Genomic DNA, 16,617 nt, shown 5'->3' on the forward strand with positions numbered 1-16,617 from the left:
ATCATAATTGGTCGCCTGAAACGCGAACGGGCCCCGATGGGGCCCGTTCCGGCAATGCGCCGTGTCAGCGTCCGGTCAGGATGCAATCGACCAACTGGCCGACCGTCGGCACGAACCCGTTGGCGTAGAACGGGTCGGTGCCGAAGCGCCACGCATTCGTGCCGCCGAACATCAGGTTATTGTCCATCACCGCGTCCGCGCCCTCAGGGCCGGCATGGGCAATGGCCTGCAGCGTCTTCTGGATGCAGAACGAGCGCGGATCGGCCTTGTGACCGTTGGAATAGTCCGGCCCCCGTTGGCTCCAGTTCGAGAAGCGGCATTCCGACAGGCAGCCCATGCACGCCACCTGGTCGGCCAGGATCTCCCGCGCCTTCTCGGGTGCGACGAAGATCAGGGTGGAATCCGGGGTGCGCATGGCCTCGGTATAGCCCTCGCGCTCCCACAGAAGGACATGCTCGCGGTCGGCTTCGGTCATGAAGACCAGCCGGCCACGCGCACCCACGCCATAGGACGCCGTATGCTCGCCCACCGGTTCGGTGGAATAGGCAACCTGGCGCTCGGACCGCGCCTGGAGTTCCAGCAGGAACGGATTGTTCACCGCCGAGGAATAGAATCCGGTCGGCGAGAAGCGGTTCAGGAAGACATCGCCCTTCTTCAGGGTCAGCAGCCTGCGCTTCCACGCATCGGGGATCGGGCTTTCCTGCGTCAGCAGCGGCCGGGTGCCGAACTGGAAGGCGATCGGCCCGAGTTCGGGATTGTCGATCCAGTCTTCCCATTCCTCCAGGCACCACACGCCGCCGGCCATGATGATCGGCGTCTCGTGCAGGCCGAAGCCGCGCATCGTCTGGCGCAGCGCCAGCACGCGGGGGAACGGGTCCTCGGGGTTGAGCGGATTTTCGGTGTTCGACAGGCCGTTATGCCCGCCGGCCCGCCACGGGTCTTCGTACACCACCCCGCCCAGCCCGTCGGGGTTCTTGTGGAACGACCGCTTCCACAGGGCGCTGAAGGCCCGGGCGGACGAGACGATGGGATAATAATGGATGCCGAACCGCGCCGCGATCTCCGACAGGCGATAGGGCATGCCCGCGCCGCAGGTCAGGCCATGGATCAGCCCCGGCGCACCTTCCAGCACCCCGGTAATGACGTCCTCGGCGCCGCCCATCTCCCACAGGATATTGGCGTGGATACGTCCGCGCCCACCGGCCAGATCATGCGCGATCTTCGCCTGCGCGATGCCGCCATTGATGGCATAGGCAATCAGTTCCTGCTGCCGTTCGCGCCGGTTGCGGCCATGATAGACCTGCGGGACGCGTCGTCCCTCGGCGTCATAGGAATCGGCATTGACGATCGACACCGTGCCGGCGCCACCCGCCGCCGCCCAATGTCCGGACGATATGCCGGTCGAAACCGACACGCCCTTTCCACCTTCGATCAGCGGCAGGACATCCACCCCGCCCATGCGGATCGCATTGATCGCCTTCATCACTACCCTATCGTCCTCGCGCGGTCCCAACGGACCGGCGTCTCGTCCATACGTGCCCCGCACCCCGCGGGGCCGCGGCGGTGGAGCAGGCTGCCCCACCGCCGACCGGCTTCAGCGCGCCGGCGGCCGAGCGGGCTTGGCTCCGACATTCTCGGTGATGTCGGCGCCGGTCTCCTGATCGACGACGCGCATCGACAGCTTGACCTTGCCGCGATCGTCGAAGCCCAGGACCTTCACCTTGACCACATCGCCCTGGTTGACGACGTCCGTGGTCTTGGCAACCCGGCCCTGCGACAGTTCCGAGATATGGACCAGACCGTCGCGCGCGCCCAGGAAGTTCACGAACGCACCGAAATCGGCGGTCTTGACCACCTTGCCGGTGTAGATCGCGCCCACCTCGGGCTCGGCCACGATGCCGCGGATACGCTCGATCGCCTTGTTGGCCTGCTCTTCGGCCGACGCCGCGATCATGATCGTGCCGTCATCGTTGATGTCGATCTTGGCACCCGAATATTCAACGATCTCACGGATCACTTTACCGCCCTGGCCGATCACATCGCGGATCTTTTCCTTGGGCACGGTGATGGTGGTGATCTTCGGCGCCGTCGAGGACACGTCGCTGCGCCCCTCGGTCAGGGCCTTGGACATCTCACCCAGGATATGCAGGCGACCGTCGCGCGCCTGGCCCAGGGCGATCTTCATGATCTCCGGCGTGATGGACGTGATCTTGATGTCCATCTGCAGCGCGGTGACGCCCTGCTCGGTGCCCGCCACCTTGAAGTCCATGTCGCCGAGATGGTCTTCGTCACCCAGGATGTCGGACAGCACGGCGAAGCCGCGATCTTCCTTGATCAGGCCCATGGCAATACCCGCCACCGGCCGCTTCAGCGGCACGCCCGCATCCATCAGCGCCAGCGAGGTGCCGCACACGGTCGCCATCGAGGACGAACCGTTGCTCTCGGTGATCTCGGACACCACACGCATGGTGTACGGGAAGGTGTCCTTGCCGGGCAGCAGCGGATGCACCGCGCGCCAGGCCAGCTTGCCATGGCCGATCTCGCGACGGCCGGGCGAGCCCATGCGGCCGCACTCACCCACCGAGTAGGGAGGGAAGTTGTAGTGCAGCATGAAGTTGGTGCGGTACTCGCCTTCCAGCGCGTCGATCACCTGCTCGTCCTGGGCGGTGCCCAGGGTGGCGACCACCAGGGCCTGGGTCTCGCCACGGGTGAACAGGGCCGAGCCATGGGCACGCGGCAGGATGCCGACTTCCGACACGATCGGGCGCACCGTCTTCAGGTCGCGGCCGTCGATGCGCAGGCCGGTATCCAGCACCGCGCTGCGCACCACGTCGGCTTCCAGGTCCTTCAGGATCGGCTTGGCCGCATTGGCGTCCAGGCCTTCTTCCGTCAGCGCCGCCAGCACGGCGTCCTTCGCCGCGCCGACCTTCTTGTAACGCGCCTGCTTCACGCGCTCCTGATACGCCTCGGCGATCGCGGCGCGGCCCAGCTCGTCGACCCGCTTGCGCAGCGCCAGCTCCTCGGCCGACGGCTCGGCCAGGTCCCACGGCGCCTTCGCGGCATGCTCGGCCAGCGCGATGATGGCGTCGATGACCGGCTGGAACGATTCATGACCGAAGGTCACGGCGCCCAGCATCACCTCTTCGCTCAGCTCGCCCGCCTCGGACTCGACCATCAGCACGCCTTCCGACGTGCCGGCGACCACCAGGTCCAGCGCGCTGGTCTTCAGCTCCGCCAGGGTCGGGTTCAGCACATAGGCGCCGTTCTCATAGCCGACGCGGCAGGCCGCGACCGGGCCGAAGAACGGAATGCCCGACAGGGTCAGCGCCGCCGAGCAGCCGATCAGGGCCACGATCGACGGATCGTTCTCCAGATCATGGCTCAGCACGGTCGCGACGACCTGAACCTCGTTGCGGAAGGATTCCGGGAACAGCGGACGGATCGGACGGTCGATCAGGCGCGAATTCAGGACCTCGATCTCCGACGGGCGCCCTTCACGCTTGAAGAAGCCGCCCGGGATCTTGCCGGCCGCATAGGCCTTTTCCTGGTAGTTGACCGTCAGCGGGAAGAAATCCTGGCCCGGCTTGACGCTGCGGGCACCGACGGCGGTGCAGAGCACGACCGTGTCGCCATAGGTCACGACCACGGCGCCATCGGCCTGGCGGGCGATCTTGCCCGTCTCCAGCACCAGCGTGCGGCCGCCCCACTCGATCTCTTTGCGGTAGTAATTGAACATTCAGACACTCCCTGTCCGAAAGCCGCCCCGAACGGATGGGAGGGGTCCGGACAAGGGGATGAAGGACAGCGTCTCGGACGGCATGGAGCGATGACGGTGGCCCGCCAGAACACCATGTGGCCTGAAACGCTGCGACCCGGTCCGGATGTCTCCACCGACATGGGGGCAGCGTGTGACCCGGCCCAGGATTGGGCGTCGGGCAATGGCGGCCCCGCGACAACGGGGTGGCCACGCCATCCCGTCGGCGGAACGCACCAACGCGACCCGGTCCGTTGCCACGCATCGCGCGGCAGCGGACCGGGTCGCGTGTCATCTCAGCGGCGCAGACCCAGGCGGCCGATCAGGGCCTGATAGCGGGCCTCGTCCTTGCGCTTCAGATAGTCCAGCAGGCCACGGCGCTTGCCGACCATCACCAGCAGGCCGCGACGCGAATGGAAATCCTTCGCATGGGTCTTCAGGTGCTCGGTCAGGTTCGTGATCCGCTCGCTCAGCAGAGCGACCTGGACTTCCGGCGAGCCGGTGTCCTGGGCGGCGGTCTGGTATTCGCCAATCAGCGCCGTGCGGCGTTCAGCAGTAATCGACATCGGGTTCTCCACATTCAGATTCGGTTAAAGCATGCGGTCCGGGCGCAGCCAGCCATCTTCCAGCCGGCACAGCCCGATCACGCGCCCCCCGTCCATCCCCCGGACGATCCCCTGCTCGGGATCGGCGGCGTCCGGAATGCGTCCCATCAGCCCCAGCAGGCTGATCGCCTGCCCGTGCGAAAGGGACTCTGCTTCCTCGTGGGTCAAGGCCAGCGCCGGGATGTCGGCCAGCGCGGTCGCGACCGGAAGAAGCAGATCCGGTGAGGCAGGCGCGTTGTCGTCGTTTGGCGCCAGTTTGTCCAGTGGAATCGCGTCTTCCTCGGCAAAAGGGCCAACCCGCAGGCGGCGCAGGGCGGCCACATGGCCGACCGTGCCGCAGGCCCTGGCGATATCGCGCGCGAGCGAGCGCATATAGACGCCCTTGCCGGATTCCACCTCGAAAATCGCGGTGTCCTCATCAGGCCGTGCGACCAGTTCGAACCGGTCGATCCGCGCCGGCCGGGGCGGCAGCTCGGGCGGGCGGCCGTCGCGCGCCATGTCATAGGCCCGTTCGCCCGCCACCTTGATCGCGGAATAGACGGGCGGCACCTGCATGATGTCGCCCCGAAAGGCCGGCAATGCACGGCGGAAATCATCGTCCGAGGGACGAACCGGCGAGGTCTCGGTCACCACGCCGTCGGCATCGTCCGTGTCCCTTGCCTCGCCCAGGCGCAGGGTGAACTGGTAGCGCTTGGTCCCGTCCATGATGTAGGGCACCGTCTTGGTGGCCGCGCCGAAGGCGATGGGCAGCAGCCCGGTCGCCAGCGGGTCCAGCGTACCGCCATGCCCCGCCTTGGCGGCATCGAACAGACGCTTCACCCGGTTGACGACATCGGTCGATGTCATCCCCGTCGGCTTGTCGATGACCAGCCAGCCATCGATCGGACGTCCGCGCTTGCGTCGCATGGGGCAAAACCTTCTTGATCAGAATCCTGGAAGAGGCGTGCGTGTAGACGAGCCCTGAATGAGGAGCAATGCCGGATTGTGCGATGCCTGCTTTCTCATCAGGCCGCAGAGGCCCGAATAAAAGCCGATGATCACCCTTCTTCGTCCCCGCGGCCGATGAGCATGCATCCGGGCCAGACAGCCCGATGGGCGGCCATCCTGCTCTTCGTCGCCGGCGGGATCGCGCTGGGCTGCGCCTTCCTGGGCTCGTTCGGCCAGTTCGGCCTGCTGGCGCGCACCGAACGGGCCATGATCGTGTTCGACCATCCGGTGGGCGGCCTGCACCCCGGCGCGGTCGTCACATTTCGCGGCGTGATGCTGGGCCGGGTCGAGCAGGTCGCCCTCGACGCCGATCCGCAGCAGGGCCGCGCACTGATCCCCGTCATTATCCGCATCCAGCCCGAACGGATTCATATGATGGCCGGCACAGACGCCTCGTCGCCCCGCCGGCCCCTGGCCCGGCTGGTGCGTGACGGGTTGCAGGCCGAACTCCATACCGCCAGCCTGGTCACCGGCCGCATCGGCATCGATCTGGATATCGTCCCCGGCCGTGTCCCGCAGCCGCATCCCGGCCTGTCGAACCTGGTGGAAATCCCGGCCCACGAATCCCGGCTGGCGATCCTGCGCCGCACCCTGACCACTCTGCCGATCCACAAGATGGCGGCGGAATGGCGACAGGCCATGCAGCAAAGCCAAAAAATAGCACAGGCTCTGGATGCCAGCCTGCCGCCCGTCCGTACCAGCCTGACGGCCACCGCATCAGCCCTCCGGACGGCCTCGGCCACGGCGAAAACTGCCCGGCAAAAGACTGAAAGCGCCTGGCACGCCACCCGCACCGCAATCGCGCAGGGCCGGGCCACGGCCCACCAGCAGATCCATGATCGCGGCGCGGACATCCACGCCCTCACCCGCGACAGCGAAACGGCCATGGCAGCCGCCCGGCAGCTCCGCTCCGACCTGCGCACACCCGACGCTGCGCTGAAAATCGACCTGGAGGCCACGCGGCGCGATATCGCGGCCGGCGGCGCCGCGCTGCATGACGCGGCGCATGAGATCCGACAGGCGCCGGGGGTGCTGTTGCTGGGGACGCAATAATCTTCGTTCTTTTTTGAAAAAAAGAACCAAAAAACTCTGATTCGTTCAGGAGTTTTGTGCCGGGAACACACGATGCCCCTGAACCGATCAAAAGTCTTTTTGCTTCTTTTTCTTCAGAAAAAGAAGAGAGCTTCTCTCAATCCAGATCCCGCGCCACGTCGGGCTGGCTCAGCAGCGCACTGACTTCCATCGCATAATCCAGCGCCGTATCGGGCTGGAAATGGATTTCCGGCACCACTCGCAGCCGCAGATTGCCAGACATGCGCGACCGCAGGAACGGCGCCACCCGCCGCAGCGCCGGCATCAGCGCGTCGACATCGCTACGCCCCAGCCGCGCCACAAAGGCCGTGGCGTGCTTCAGGTCAGGCGACAACCGCACTTCGGTCACGGTGATGCGGGCATCGACCAGTTCCGGGTCGCGGAATTCCGTGCGGGCAAACAGGTCGGCCAGCACGCGGCGCACTTCCTCACCCACGCGCAACTGGCGCTGGCTGGGGCCGGAAGCGGCAAGACCGGCGAGTTTCCCCGCCGGCCCAGCCGTATTCACCTTCCCACGTGATGGGTTGCGGCTCATGCGGGAACCAGTTCCATTTCGTAGCACTCGACCACGTCGCCTTCACGCAGGTCGTTGTAGCCGGCGAAGGACAGGCCGCATTCATACCCGCGCGCCACTTCCTTGACATCGTCCTTGAAGCGCTTGAGCTGGCTGAGATCGCCCTCGTGGATGACGACGTTGTCGCGCAGCAGGCGCACACCGCACCCACGCTTGACCACGCCCTCGGTGACGTAGCAACCGGCAACCTTGCCCACCTTGGTAATGTCGAACACCTTGCGGATCTCGGCATAACCCAGGAACTTCTCGCGGTGCTTGGGCGCAACCTTGCCCTTGACCAGTTGTTCGACGTCGTCCGCGACCTGATAGATGATCGAATAGTAGCGGATATCGACCCCTTCGCGCTGCGCCAGTTCCCGCGCCTGCGTCGTGGCACGGACGTTGAAGGCGATGATCACCGCGTCCGACGCCTTGGCCAGTTGCACGTCGCTTTCGGTGATCTGGCCGACACCGGCCGTCAGCACCCGCACCTTGACCTCTTCATGCTCCAGCTTGAGCACCGTGGTCTGCAGCGCCTCGGCCGAACCCTGGACGTCGGCCTTGATCAGCACGGCGACTTCCTTCTGGGCGCCGGCCTGGATACGCGCCAGCATCTGGTCCAGCGTGCCGCGCGCGGCCGTCTGGCCGGCGGCCATGCGGTCCTTGATCACGCGCTGGCGGAATTCCGAGATCTCGCGGGCGCGGTTCTCGTTCTCCACCACCACGAACGGCTCGCCGGCACCCGGCACGCCGGCAATGCCCAGGATCTCGACCGGGGTCGAAGGCAGCGCTTCCTGGATCTGGCGGTTGCGGTCGTCCAGCATCGCACGGACACGGCCCCATTCGGCACCGGCCACCACGATGTCGCCACGCCGCAGCGTGCCCTTCTGCACCAGGATCGTCGCCACCGGACCACGACCGCGATCCAGCCGGCTTTCGATCACCGAGCCTTCGGCCACCCGGTCCGGGTTGGCGCGCAGGTCCAGGATTTCCGCCTGCAGCAGGATGGCTTCCTCCAGCTTGTCCAGCCCGGTGCGCTTCAGCGCCGAGACCTCGACATCCTGGGTGTCGCCGCCCATCGATTCGACCACGATCTCATGCGACAGCAGTTCCTGACGCACGCGATCGGGGTTGGCGCCCGGCTTGTCGCACTTGTTGATCGCAACCACGATCGGCGCATTCGCCGCCTTGGCATGGCGGATCGCCTCGATCGTCTGCGGCATGACCCCGTCATCCGCCGCCACGACCAGCACCACCACGTCGGTCACCGAGGCACCACGGGCACGCATGGCGGTGAACGCCTCATGGCCCGGCGTGTCGATGAAGGTGATCTTGGCGCCCGAAGGCAGCGTCACCTGATAGGCGCCGATATGCTGGGTGATGCCACCGGCTTCGGCCGCGGCCACGTCGGTGGTGCGCAGAGCATCCAGCAGCGAGGTCTTGCCGTGGTCGACATGCCCCATGACCGTCACGACGGGCGGACGCGGCAGCAGGTCTTCCGGCGTATCCTCGATACCTTCGATGCCGATTTCGACGTCGCTGTCGGCCACGCGGCGGACGCGATGGCCGAATTCCTGAATGACCAGCTCGGCCGTATCGGCATCCAGCGACTGGGTCACGGTCGCCATCACGCCCATCTTCATCAGGGCCTTGATGACTTCGCCCTGGCGGGCCGCCATGCGGTTCGCCAGTTCCTGGACCGTGATCGTCTCGGGCAGCACCACGTCGCGCACCACGCGGACCTGGTCGGAGCGCAGGCGCTCCAGCTCCGCCTGCCGGCGCTCACGCTCGCGCTGGCGCCGGACCGAGGCCAGCGAACGCGTCTTGTCGTCGTCACCCTCGATCGCCGCCTGAACGTCGATGCGGCCGGACCGGCGGTTGTCACCACCCTTCTTCGCCGGCGCGCCGCTCGGCTTGCGGCTGGGCACGACGCCGGGGCGACGCGGGGCACGGCGTTCTTCTTCCGTGTCGGTACCACGCCCGGTGCGCAGGCGCAGGGTCTCGCCCTGCGGCTGGGCCGGCGTCGCGGCCTGCGGGGCCGGACGGGTGGGCGTGACCGGACGGGCCGGCATGATGGCGCGCTCGGCCAGCGGGCGCAGGCGCTCCATCGGCGGGGCCAGCGTGACCTCGCCGGGGATCGGCACGGCCGAGACCACGGGACCGGCCGCCGTCGGGGCTTCCGCCGGCTCGGGGGCCGGGTGCGCGGCCTGCTCGGCGCGGGCGCGGGCCGCCTCCTCCTGCTCGCGGGCTTCTTCCTCGGCTGCGCGCCGGGCCTCTTCCTCGCGCCGCCGCGCTTCCTCGGCGGCGGACAGGATCATGATCTTTTCCTGCTCGCGCCGCTCCTGCTCGCGGCGAACGGCTTCCGCCCGCTGCTCCTCGAGTACGCGCTGGCGGGTGGCCAGTTCGGCGGCGGTCAGCGCGCGGCCGCCATTGCCACCGCGCCCGCCAGCCCGGCCGCCACCGGACGAACCGGAACCGCTGCCCGCAGGGGCGGGACCGGGGCCGCGCTTCTTGCGCACCTCGACCTGCACCACCTTCGAACGACCATGGCTGAAACTCTGCCGCACGGAACCGGCGTCAACCGTCCGTCCGACCTCCCTCCGGCCCGCCGGCCGCAGGGACAAGCGTCCCTTACCCTGATCCTGATCGTTGCCTTCGCTCATGTACCCGCCTGTTCACCCAAGTTCGCCGGATTGGTCCGACGAACCCGGAACCGCCCTGCCGGACAGCCCCGCAAAACGTTCACTATCAATGCGGACGCGCCGTGCCAGTTCGCCACGCGACATCGCCGCATGCACGACATGGTCACGGCCAAATGCCGCCCCCAGACCCGCCGCCGTAGGAACAACCGCTATCGGCAGATCCCGTGCGCCGGACAATAACCTCGTCCTCTCGTCAGGGCTGCCATCCTCGGCCTGTATCACCAGACCGGCGCGACCGCCCTCTATCCATTCCCGCACCTTGACGAAACCGTATGTCACCTGACCGGCCCGTCGTGCGAGTCCCACCGTCTCCAGCATCCGGCGCACCAGGCCGGCTTCCAGGATCGTATCCAGGTCGGGCGGAACAACGACCTGACCGCGGGCGGCGCGTGAGAACGCCCCCCGTGTCCGCGCCGTTTCTAGCACATCCCGCCGCGCGCTCAACCAGATTCCCCGTCCGGGCAGACGCGCGGAAAGATCGGGTGTCACAACGCGGTCCGGCGAGACCACGAAACGCAGCATCGTCTCAGGCGCCGCACGCTCCCGCGTGACGATGCAGCGGCGGAGCGGCCCCCGCTCGTCATCGTCCGGCTCGTGTTCGGCGTCCGCCGTCATATCCCGCCTCGCCTGCTCCGACACGCCGTGGCTCAGGCCTCCGGCGCGTCGGCCGGCTGCTCACCCTCGAACCAGTGGGCACGCGCCGCCATGATAATCTCGTTCGCCGCTTCCTCGTCGATGACGTCGCCACCCAGGAACTCGACCAGCTCGTCGCCGGCCAGGTCGGCCAGGTCGTCCAGGGTCTTCACACCCTTTTCACCCAGCGTCACCAGCATCTGGTTGGAAAACACGCCCAGGACCGCGATGTCGTCCGACACGCCAAGCCCACGGCGCTTCTCGTCCAGCTCGTCCTCGCGGCGCGCCAGGAAGCCCTCGGCGCGACGGACCAGCTCGCTGGCCACATCCTCGTCGAAACCCTCGATCCCGGCCAGCTCGTCGGGATCGGCATAGGCCAGTTCCTCGATCGAATGGAAGCCTTCCGTCACCAGAAGGCCGGCGATGACGTCGTCCACGTCCAGCGCCTCGACGAACAGGCCGCTGCGGCGGCGGAATTCCTCCTGGCGGCGTTCCGATTCCTCGGCCTCGGTCAGGATGTCGATATCCCAGCGCGTCAGTTGGCTGGCCAGGCGGACATTCTGCCCGCGCCGGCCGATCGCCAGGCTGAGCTGCTCGTCCGGCACCACCACCTCGACGCGTCCGGCTTCCTCGTCCATCACCACCTTGGTGACTTCCGCCGGCGCCAGGGCGTTGACCACGAAGGTCGCCGCCTGGGGGCTCCAGGGGATGATGTCGATCTTCTCGCCCTGCAGTTCCTGCACCACGGCCTGCACGCGCGATCCGCGCATACCCACGCAGGCGCCGACCGGATCGATCGAGGCATCGCGCGAGATCACCGCCATCTTGGCGCGCGACCCCGGATCGCGGGCCACGGCCTTGATCTCGATGATGCCATCATAGATTTCGGGCACTTCCTGGGCGAACAGCTTGGCCAGGAAGGCCGGATGGGTGCGCGACAGGAAGATCTGCGGCCCGCGCGGCTCGTCGCGCACGTCATAGATATAGGCGCGCACGCGGTCGGAATTGCGGAAGCTCTCGCGCGGGATCAGCTCGTCACGGCGCAGCAGCGCCTCCGAACTGCCGATCTCGACCATCAGGTTGCCGTATTCCGTGCGCTTGACCGTGCCGTTCACGATCTCGCCCACGCGGTCCTTGAATTCCTCGTACTGGCGCTTGCGCTCATATTCGCGCACGCGCTGCACGATCACCTGCTTGGCCGTCTGCGCCGCGATACGGCCGAAATCGATCGGCGGCAGCGGGTCGACCAGATGCTCGCCCAACTGGATCTCGGGCTTGAACTTGCGGGCGATGTGGAGCGGAATCTGCGTTTCCTCATTCTCCACCACCTCGACGGCCTCGGTCCAGCGGGACAGGCGGACATCGCCGGTCTTGCGGTCGATGGTCGCGCGAATATCCTTCTCATGCCCATATTTGGCACGCCCGGCCTTCTGGATGGCCTGCTCCATCGCCTCCAGGACTTCCTCCCGGTCGATCGCCTTCTCGCGCGCGACGGCATCCGCCACCAGCAGCAGCTCGGGACGGGAAACGGACGTATCCATCAGAACCTCCAGGACGTCTTAATGAGTCTTCCGCGCCGGCTTCTCGCCGGGCGGGACAGGGGTTTCCGGGTCTCCGTCGTCGGAGACCCCCATCATATGAGCGCTGGCGGCGATCAGTTCATCGGTCAGAACCAGTCGCGCGCGACGCATATCCGACAGCGGCAGCGCCACTTCGGTTCCATCTTCCAGCCGCAGCCGCCCGACCCCGTCCGCGGCACCCAGCAGGATGCCCGAAAAGCGCTTGCGGCCATCGATCGGGATATTCACCTCGGCCTTCGCCAGATGCCCGGCGAACCGGTTCCAGTCCTTCGCCCGCGTCAGCGGGCGGTCGATGCCGGCCGACGAGACTTCCAGCGTCCAGGCGCCCGGCAGCGGGTCCTCGATATCCAGCACCGCGCCCACCGCGTGGCTGATCTGTTCGCAATCCTCGATCGCGATCAGGCTGCCATCGGCACGGTCGGCCATGATCTGCACCGTCGGGCTCTCCCGGCCCAGGATCGCCACACGGACCAGTTCGAATCCCATATCGGCCAGAACGGGCGCCACGAGGGCGGCCACCTTGGCGTCCAGGCCAGTGAGGTAGGGCAGGTCTGCGTCCAAAACAAAAAAGGCGGCCGGCAAGGCCACCCCCCAAGAAAAGCGGAAGATGAAGGAATGCAGCTGATATAGGCGATAACGCATGCCGCCGCAAGGTGCATGCGCCGGCAGCACCCGGGCGGTCCCCAGGGGCTACATTACATTACAATCACGTCCTCGTTTGCATGCTTGCCCAACCGCATGAGGCACACGCATGATGCGGACATGAGGCAGACGCCCGACCCCGAAGCACGCGCCGCGCCCGACGAGGCCGGACCCGGCAAAGGCCGGCCCCTATGGTACGGCCTGGCGGCGGGCATGATCGTCGTGGCCGGTTTCAGCGCCCGCATGGCCAGCCAGAGCGACCACCCGGCCCCGGCGCCCGCCCCGATCGTCGGCGATGCCGCGCACAGCGCCGCCGCCGGGGCCGGCACCCTGACAAGCACCCAGCAATTCGCCATGATCGCGCCCGACAACGCGCCGCGCGCCCTGCAGCAATCGGGGCTGACGCCCGACCAGCAGGCCCGGATCCTGGCCGGCATCCGCAAGCGGGAATACCGGCTGGTCCAGATGCCGCTCTATGACGAGGGCGGCACGGGCGGCATCGTGACCGTCAGTTCGGGCGGCATCACCCAGACCGTACCGCTGACCCCCAAGCCGCGCACCGTGCTGCTGCCCATCCGCATATCCGGCGAGGTCGATATCGCGCCGGTTTCCGATCCTGGCCCCACCGGCGTGGCGCCGGGAGCCATCACGGTCCTGGGGCCGACGCCGCTGCCGGTCATTCACCGGGACCAGATGCTTGTTCTGGATGTGATCGTCCAATGAAGGCTCTCCTGCCCGCCCTCAACCGGCTGATGCCGGTCATGATGGTCGTTTTCCTGATCCTGGCCAGCCTGCAGGCCGCGGCCTCGCTCCATCTTTCACTCGCCAGCCTGACGCATTTCATGGAATGGTGTGCGCCGGCCTTTCCGGTGCTGATGGGCGGGAGCAGCCTGCTGGCCTTGGCGGGACTGATGTTCGAGACCCGCGCCGAACGGCTGGCGCGCAAGGGGCTACGGCGCCGACGGGGGTGGATGATGGATGTACTGGCCAGGCTGACCAATCGCACCGCGCTGGAGGAAATGCTGGCGCGCGAACAGAAAGAAACGGTGATCGATGCCGAGGAACTGGCGGCCAGCCTGCGCGCGCGGGTAATCGGGCAGGACCAGGTCTGCGAGGACATCGCCGCCCAGCTCCGCCGCCGCATGGCGCTGCAGGTGCGCGGCAAGCCGGTCGGCATCTTCCTGCTGGCTGGGCCGCCGGGCACCGGCAAGACCTATCTGGCCAAGCAGATGGCCCGGCAGCTCGACCGCCCGCTGCTGCATTTCGACATGACGCAGATGAGTTCGCCGCATGCCGCGACGCAGCTTTTCGGCTCGCCCAAGGGCTATGTCGGCTCCGACACGTTCGGCAAGCTGACCGGCGGCCTGAAGGAAAAGCCCGACGCCGTCGTCCTGCTCGATGAAATCGAGAAGGCGCATCCCGACGTCTTCAAGAAATTCCTCACCGCGTGGAATGACGGGCACGTCACCGAGGCCTCCACCGGCCAGCAGATTTCCACCGTCCGCGCCATCTTCGTGCTGACGTCGAACATCGCGACCGATGCCCTGTCCGAGATCGCCGACCGCCTGGCCGACGAACCCGACCGCATGCGCGCCGAGTCGGTCGAGGCCCTGCGCCAGGCCGGCTTCGCGCCCGAAGTGCTGAACCGCCTGGACCGCATCTTCGTCTTCCGTGCCCTGACCGGCCTGGACGTGGCCCGCGTCGCGGCGCTGGAGATCGAGGCGATGATCGAAAGCTACGGCCTGAGGGTGGAGACCGGCGGCATCGACGCATCGCTGCTGTTCGAGGTCATGCGCCGCCAGAGCAAGATGGGTGCCGCCGCCAGCGCCCGCGACCTGGTGCGGTCGATCGAGGACATGATGAGCGACTCGCTGATTTCCGCCCGCCAGCAGGGGGCGAAGATGGTGCGCGTCATTTCCGGCGAGAACGGCGTGACCGCCGAAATCGCCAACGATACCGAGGCCCAGCGGGCCCGCGTCCTGCGCTGACCCGCTTTTCCCGTACGGCGACCTGAATGTCCGCAGCTTCCCGCCTCTGGCATCGCGCGCCGATCTGGCGCGCGATGCTCTATTGCATCCCCCTCTTCACGGCGCTGACGCTGCTCTACCCGCCGGCGTACCTGACGCGTGCGGTCCCGGCCCTGCGGCCGGTGTTCGACCGGATCAATCGCACCCTGGGCCGCACGATGCCCCCGCCCGCACCGTCCTCCTCCCCCGACGCGCCCGACGCCGCACCGCCGGCGCCACCGGTGGACGGCGCGCCGGACAATGGCCAGCAGACGGCGGGCGGCCCGCAACTGGCGGCCCCCCCCATCACTTCGGACCTGGCAGGAGCCATCCCCTTCGCCGGACGCATCCTGCCCCTGCCCGCCGGCACCTGGCATCCGGTGCTGACGACACAGAGCGGCCCGCACGGCGAACTGCTCAGCAACGTGCTGGTGCGTGCCGAAGGCGGCGTCGTGACCGGGGTGATCATCGCGCGCGCCAGCACGCAATCGCTGCCGCTCTCGACCGTCGATTCGATGAATAATGGCTGCCATGACGACCGGAACTACCTGTCCAAAATCGTCCCCAGCGCATCGAAAGTGATGGAATGCTGGTTTACCAGCCATGTCCAGATCGAAGGCCAGCCGCTGAGCGACAGCGTGGACATCCAGACCGCGTTCAACCGCCTGCACGTGCTGGGTTTCCCGATCCCGTACGTCATGCTGGTCGCGACCTGGAACTATGCCGAAGCCGCCACCGATCGCGGTGCGAATATCGAGAACGTAACCATCCTGCTCAGCCCGGCCCGCAAGGGCACCATGACGCTGCCCGCCCCGCCGGAACAGTGGCTGAAACAGGCCCTGCCGCAGAACCCGGGCGCCGAGCGCTTCGTCAACGCCGCCAATGGCTGGATGGACGGCTGGACGACCATGCTGCGGCGCGGCTTCCATGGCGACCTGACGAACGGCAGCCCCGAACTGGTCCGCGCCAGCCGCGATCCGGCCTCGGTCCTGCCGGGCGAGTGATCTGTTCAGGAACCTTGCGCTTGCTCAAGCCAAGGTTCCTGAACGAACAAAAGTCTTTTTGCTTCTTTTTCTTCAGAAAAAGAAGATCCTTCGGCTACCGCAGCACATCCGAAATATCGATCAGGAAATCCAGCACCGTGCGCGTCCGCAACGGCAATGTACGCGGCCCGGTATGCACGGCGTAGAATGGCAGCTCCGGCACCGTCCATTCCGGGAACAGGCGGATCAGCCGGCCGGCGGCAATATCTTCCCTCACCTGGAAAGACGGCAGCAAACCGATCCCCAGCCCCGCAAGGGTAGCCTGTAGCACCGCCTCGCTGCTGTTGGCGCGAAAAGGACCGCTGGCGGCGACCACGCTTTCCTCGCCATTGCCTTCGAAATGCCAGTCATGGCGCGTGCCGCCATAGGTATAGGCGATGCAGGGATGATTCAGCAGGTCACGCGGATGGGGGGGCGCGCCGCGCCGGGCCAGATAGTCCCCGCTGGCGACCGCGATCCGCTTGACGGTCCCCAGGCGACGGGCAATCAGCGATCCTTCCGCGATCTCGCCCACGCGCACCGCCAGATCCAGCCCTTCCTCGACCAGATCGCCGAACCCGTCGCGCATGATCAGTTCCACCGCCAGGTCCGGATGCTTGTCCAGCAACTCGCCCAGCCGGCCCGTCATGTACAGGCCGAAAGCCGTCGTGACCCCCAGCCGTACCAAACCGGACACCGACGCCCGGCGGCGGCCCAGCGCGGTTTCGGCGGTTTCCAGAATTTCCAGCACCTCGTAGGCATGGGGCAGCAGGCTACGCCCATCCTCGGTCATCATCAGGCTGCGCGTCGTCCGAGCGAACAGGGTGGTGCCATAATGCGCCTCCAGCAGCGCGATATGGCGGGAAATTGTCGGCTGACTGGCGCCGGTTTCCCGCGAAACCGCGGAAAACGACCCGGTGGCAGCGACGCGAACAAAGCTGTGCAGAGCGGATAGCAGATCCATGACCACATGACGTTCGGGTTGTCTTCGACTGGTTTTCTTTAGGCTTCCCACCATTTATGCACAACGTGACACAAAAC

The 16,617-nt window shown here is 66.9% G+C and carries 14 protein-coding genes; 4 read left to right on the forward strand and 10 right to left on the reverse strand.

All coding sequences use genetic code 11. The features are described 5' to 3' along the window. Positions 1-64: 64 nt before the first annotated feature. The 4 genes from HLH36_RS01735 to truB form a co-directional block, all read right to left on the reverse strand. A complete protein-coding gene (locus HLH36_RS01735) occupies positions 65-1,483 on the reverse strand; it encodes an NAD(P)H-dependent flavin oxidoreductase (protein ID WP_182984952.1) in 1,419 nt (472 codons plus the stop codon). A gap of 111 nt (positions 1,484-1,594) precedes the next feature. Continuing rightward, positions 1,595-3,736: a polyribonucleotide nucleotidyltransferase gene (gene pnp / locus HLH36_RS01740; RefSeq protein ID WP_182984755.1), complete on the reverse strand. Its 2,142-nt coding sequence runs from the start codon at positions 3,734-3,736 to the stop codon at positions 1,595-1,597. Positions 3,737-4,050: 314 nt separating this feature from the next. Continuing rightward, a complete protein-coding gene (rpsO, locus tag HLH36_RS01745) occupies positions 4,051-4,320 on the reverse strand; it encodes a 30S ribosomal protein S15 (protein WP_182984756.1) in 270 nt (89 codons plus the stop codon). Between the two features lie 24 nt (positions 4,321-4,344). Continuing rightward, a complete protein-coding gene (gene truB / locus HLH36_RS01750; RefSeq protein ID WP_182984757.1) occupies positions 4,345-5,265 on the reverse strand; it encodes a tRNA pseudouridine(55) synthase TruB in 921 nt (306 codons plus the stop codon). A gap of 156 nt (positions 5,266-5,421) precedes the next feature. Here truB and HLH36_RS01755 point away from each other — a divergent pair, with 156 nt between their 5' ends. Continuing rightward, positions 5,422-6,399 (forward strand): MlaD family protein, encoded by a 978-nt coding sequence (locus HLH36_RS01755; RefSeq protein ID WP_182984758.1) that lies wholly within the window; start codon positions 5,422-5,424, stop codon positions 6,397-6,399. 136 nt (positions 6,400-6,535) lie between these two features. Here the strand turns inward: HLH36_RS01755 and rbfA are convergent, their stop codons facing one another. Genes rbfA through rimP form a run of 5 tightly spaced genes read right to left on the reverse strand, consistent with a single transcriptional unit; the run spans position 6,536 to position 12,494 of the window. Continuing rightward, the gene (rbfA, locus tag HLH36_RS01760; RefSeq protein ID WP_182977714.1) at positions 6,536-6,973 is read right to left on the reverse strand and encodes a 30S ribosome-binding factor RbfA; all 438 of its coding nucleotides are present in this window, start codon (positions 6,971-6,973) and stop codon (positions 6,536-6,538) included. After that, positions 6,970-9,654: a translation initiation factor IF-2 gene (gene infB / locus HLH36_RS01765; RefSeq protein ID WP_182984759.1), complete on the reverse strand. Its 2,685-nt coding sequence runs from the start codon at positions 9,652-9,654 to the stop codon at positions 6,970-6,972. Before infB ends, rbfA begins: the two co-directional genes overlap by 4 nt. Before the next feature lie 12 nt (positions 9,655-9,666). Further along, entirely contained in the window at positions 9,667-10,308 is a 642-nt protein-coding gene (locus HLH36_RS01770; RefSeq protein ID WP_182984760.1) for an RNA-binding protein, read from the reverse strand. A gap of 32 nt (positions 10,309-10,340) precedes the next feature. Next, positions 10,341-11,867, reverse strand: a complete 1,527-nt coding sequence (gene nusA, locus HLH36_RS01775) for a transcription termination factor NusA (RefSeq protein WP_182984761.1) — start codon at positions 11,865-11,867, stop codon at positions 10,341-10,343. Between the two features lie 18 nt (positions 11,868-11,885). Further along, positions 11,886-12,494, reverse strand: a complete 609-nt coding sequence (gene rimP / locus HLH36_RS01780; protein WP_182977952.1) for a ribosome maturation factor RimP — start codon at positions 12,492-12,494, stop codon at positions 11,886-11,888. A gap of 174 nt (positions 12,495-12,668) precedes the next feature. Between rimP and HLH36_RS01785 the strand changes: the two genes are divergently transcribed. Genes HLH36_RS01785 through HLH36_RS01795 form a run of 3 tightly spaced genes read left to right on the forward strand, consistent with a single transcriptional unit; the run spans position 12,669 to position 15,558 of the window. Then, positions 12,669-13,271: a hypothetical protein gene (locus HLH36_RS01785; protein ID WP_182984762.1), complete on the forward strand. Its 603-nt coding sequence runs from the start codon at positions 12,669-12,671 to the stop codon at positions 13,269-13,271. Then, entirely contained in the window at positions 13,268-14,536 is a 1,269-nt protein-coding gene (locus HLH36_RS01790; protein ID WP_182984763.1) for an AAA family ATPase, read from the forward strand. The genes HLH36_RS01785 and HLH36_RS01790 overlap by 4 nt, the downstream gene beginning before the upstream one ends. A gap of 26 nt (positions 14,537-14,562) precedes the next feature. Then, positions 14,563-15,558 (forward strand): hypothetical protein, encoded by a 996-nt coding sequence (locus tag HLH36_RS01795; RefSeq protein ID WP_182984764.1) that lies wholly within the window; start codon positions 14,563-14,565, stop codon positions 15,556-15,558. Positions 15,559-15,652: 94 nt separating this feature from the next. Here the strand turns inward: HLH36_RS01795 and HLH36_RS01800 are convergent, their stop codons facing one another. Beyond that, the gene (locus tag HLH36_RS01800) at positions 15,653-16,540 is read right to left on the reverse strand and encodes a LysR family transcriptional regulator (protein WP_182984765.1); all 888 of its coding nucleotides are present in this window, start codon (positions 16,538-16,540) and stop codon (positions 15,653-15,655) included. Positions 16,541-16,617: the final 77 nt, after the last annotated feature.

It is taken from the genome of Gluconacetobacter aggeris, assembly GCF_014174395.1.
Lineage (GTDB): Bacteria > Pseudomonadota > Alphaproteobacteria > Acetobacterales > Acetobacteraceae > Gluconacetobacter > Gluconacetobacter aggeris.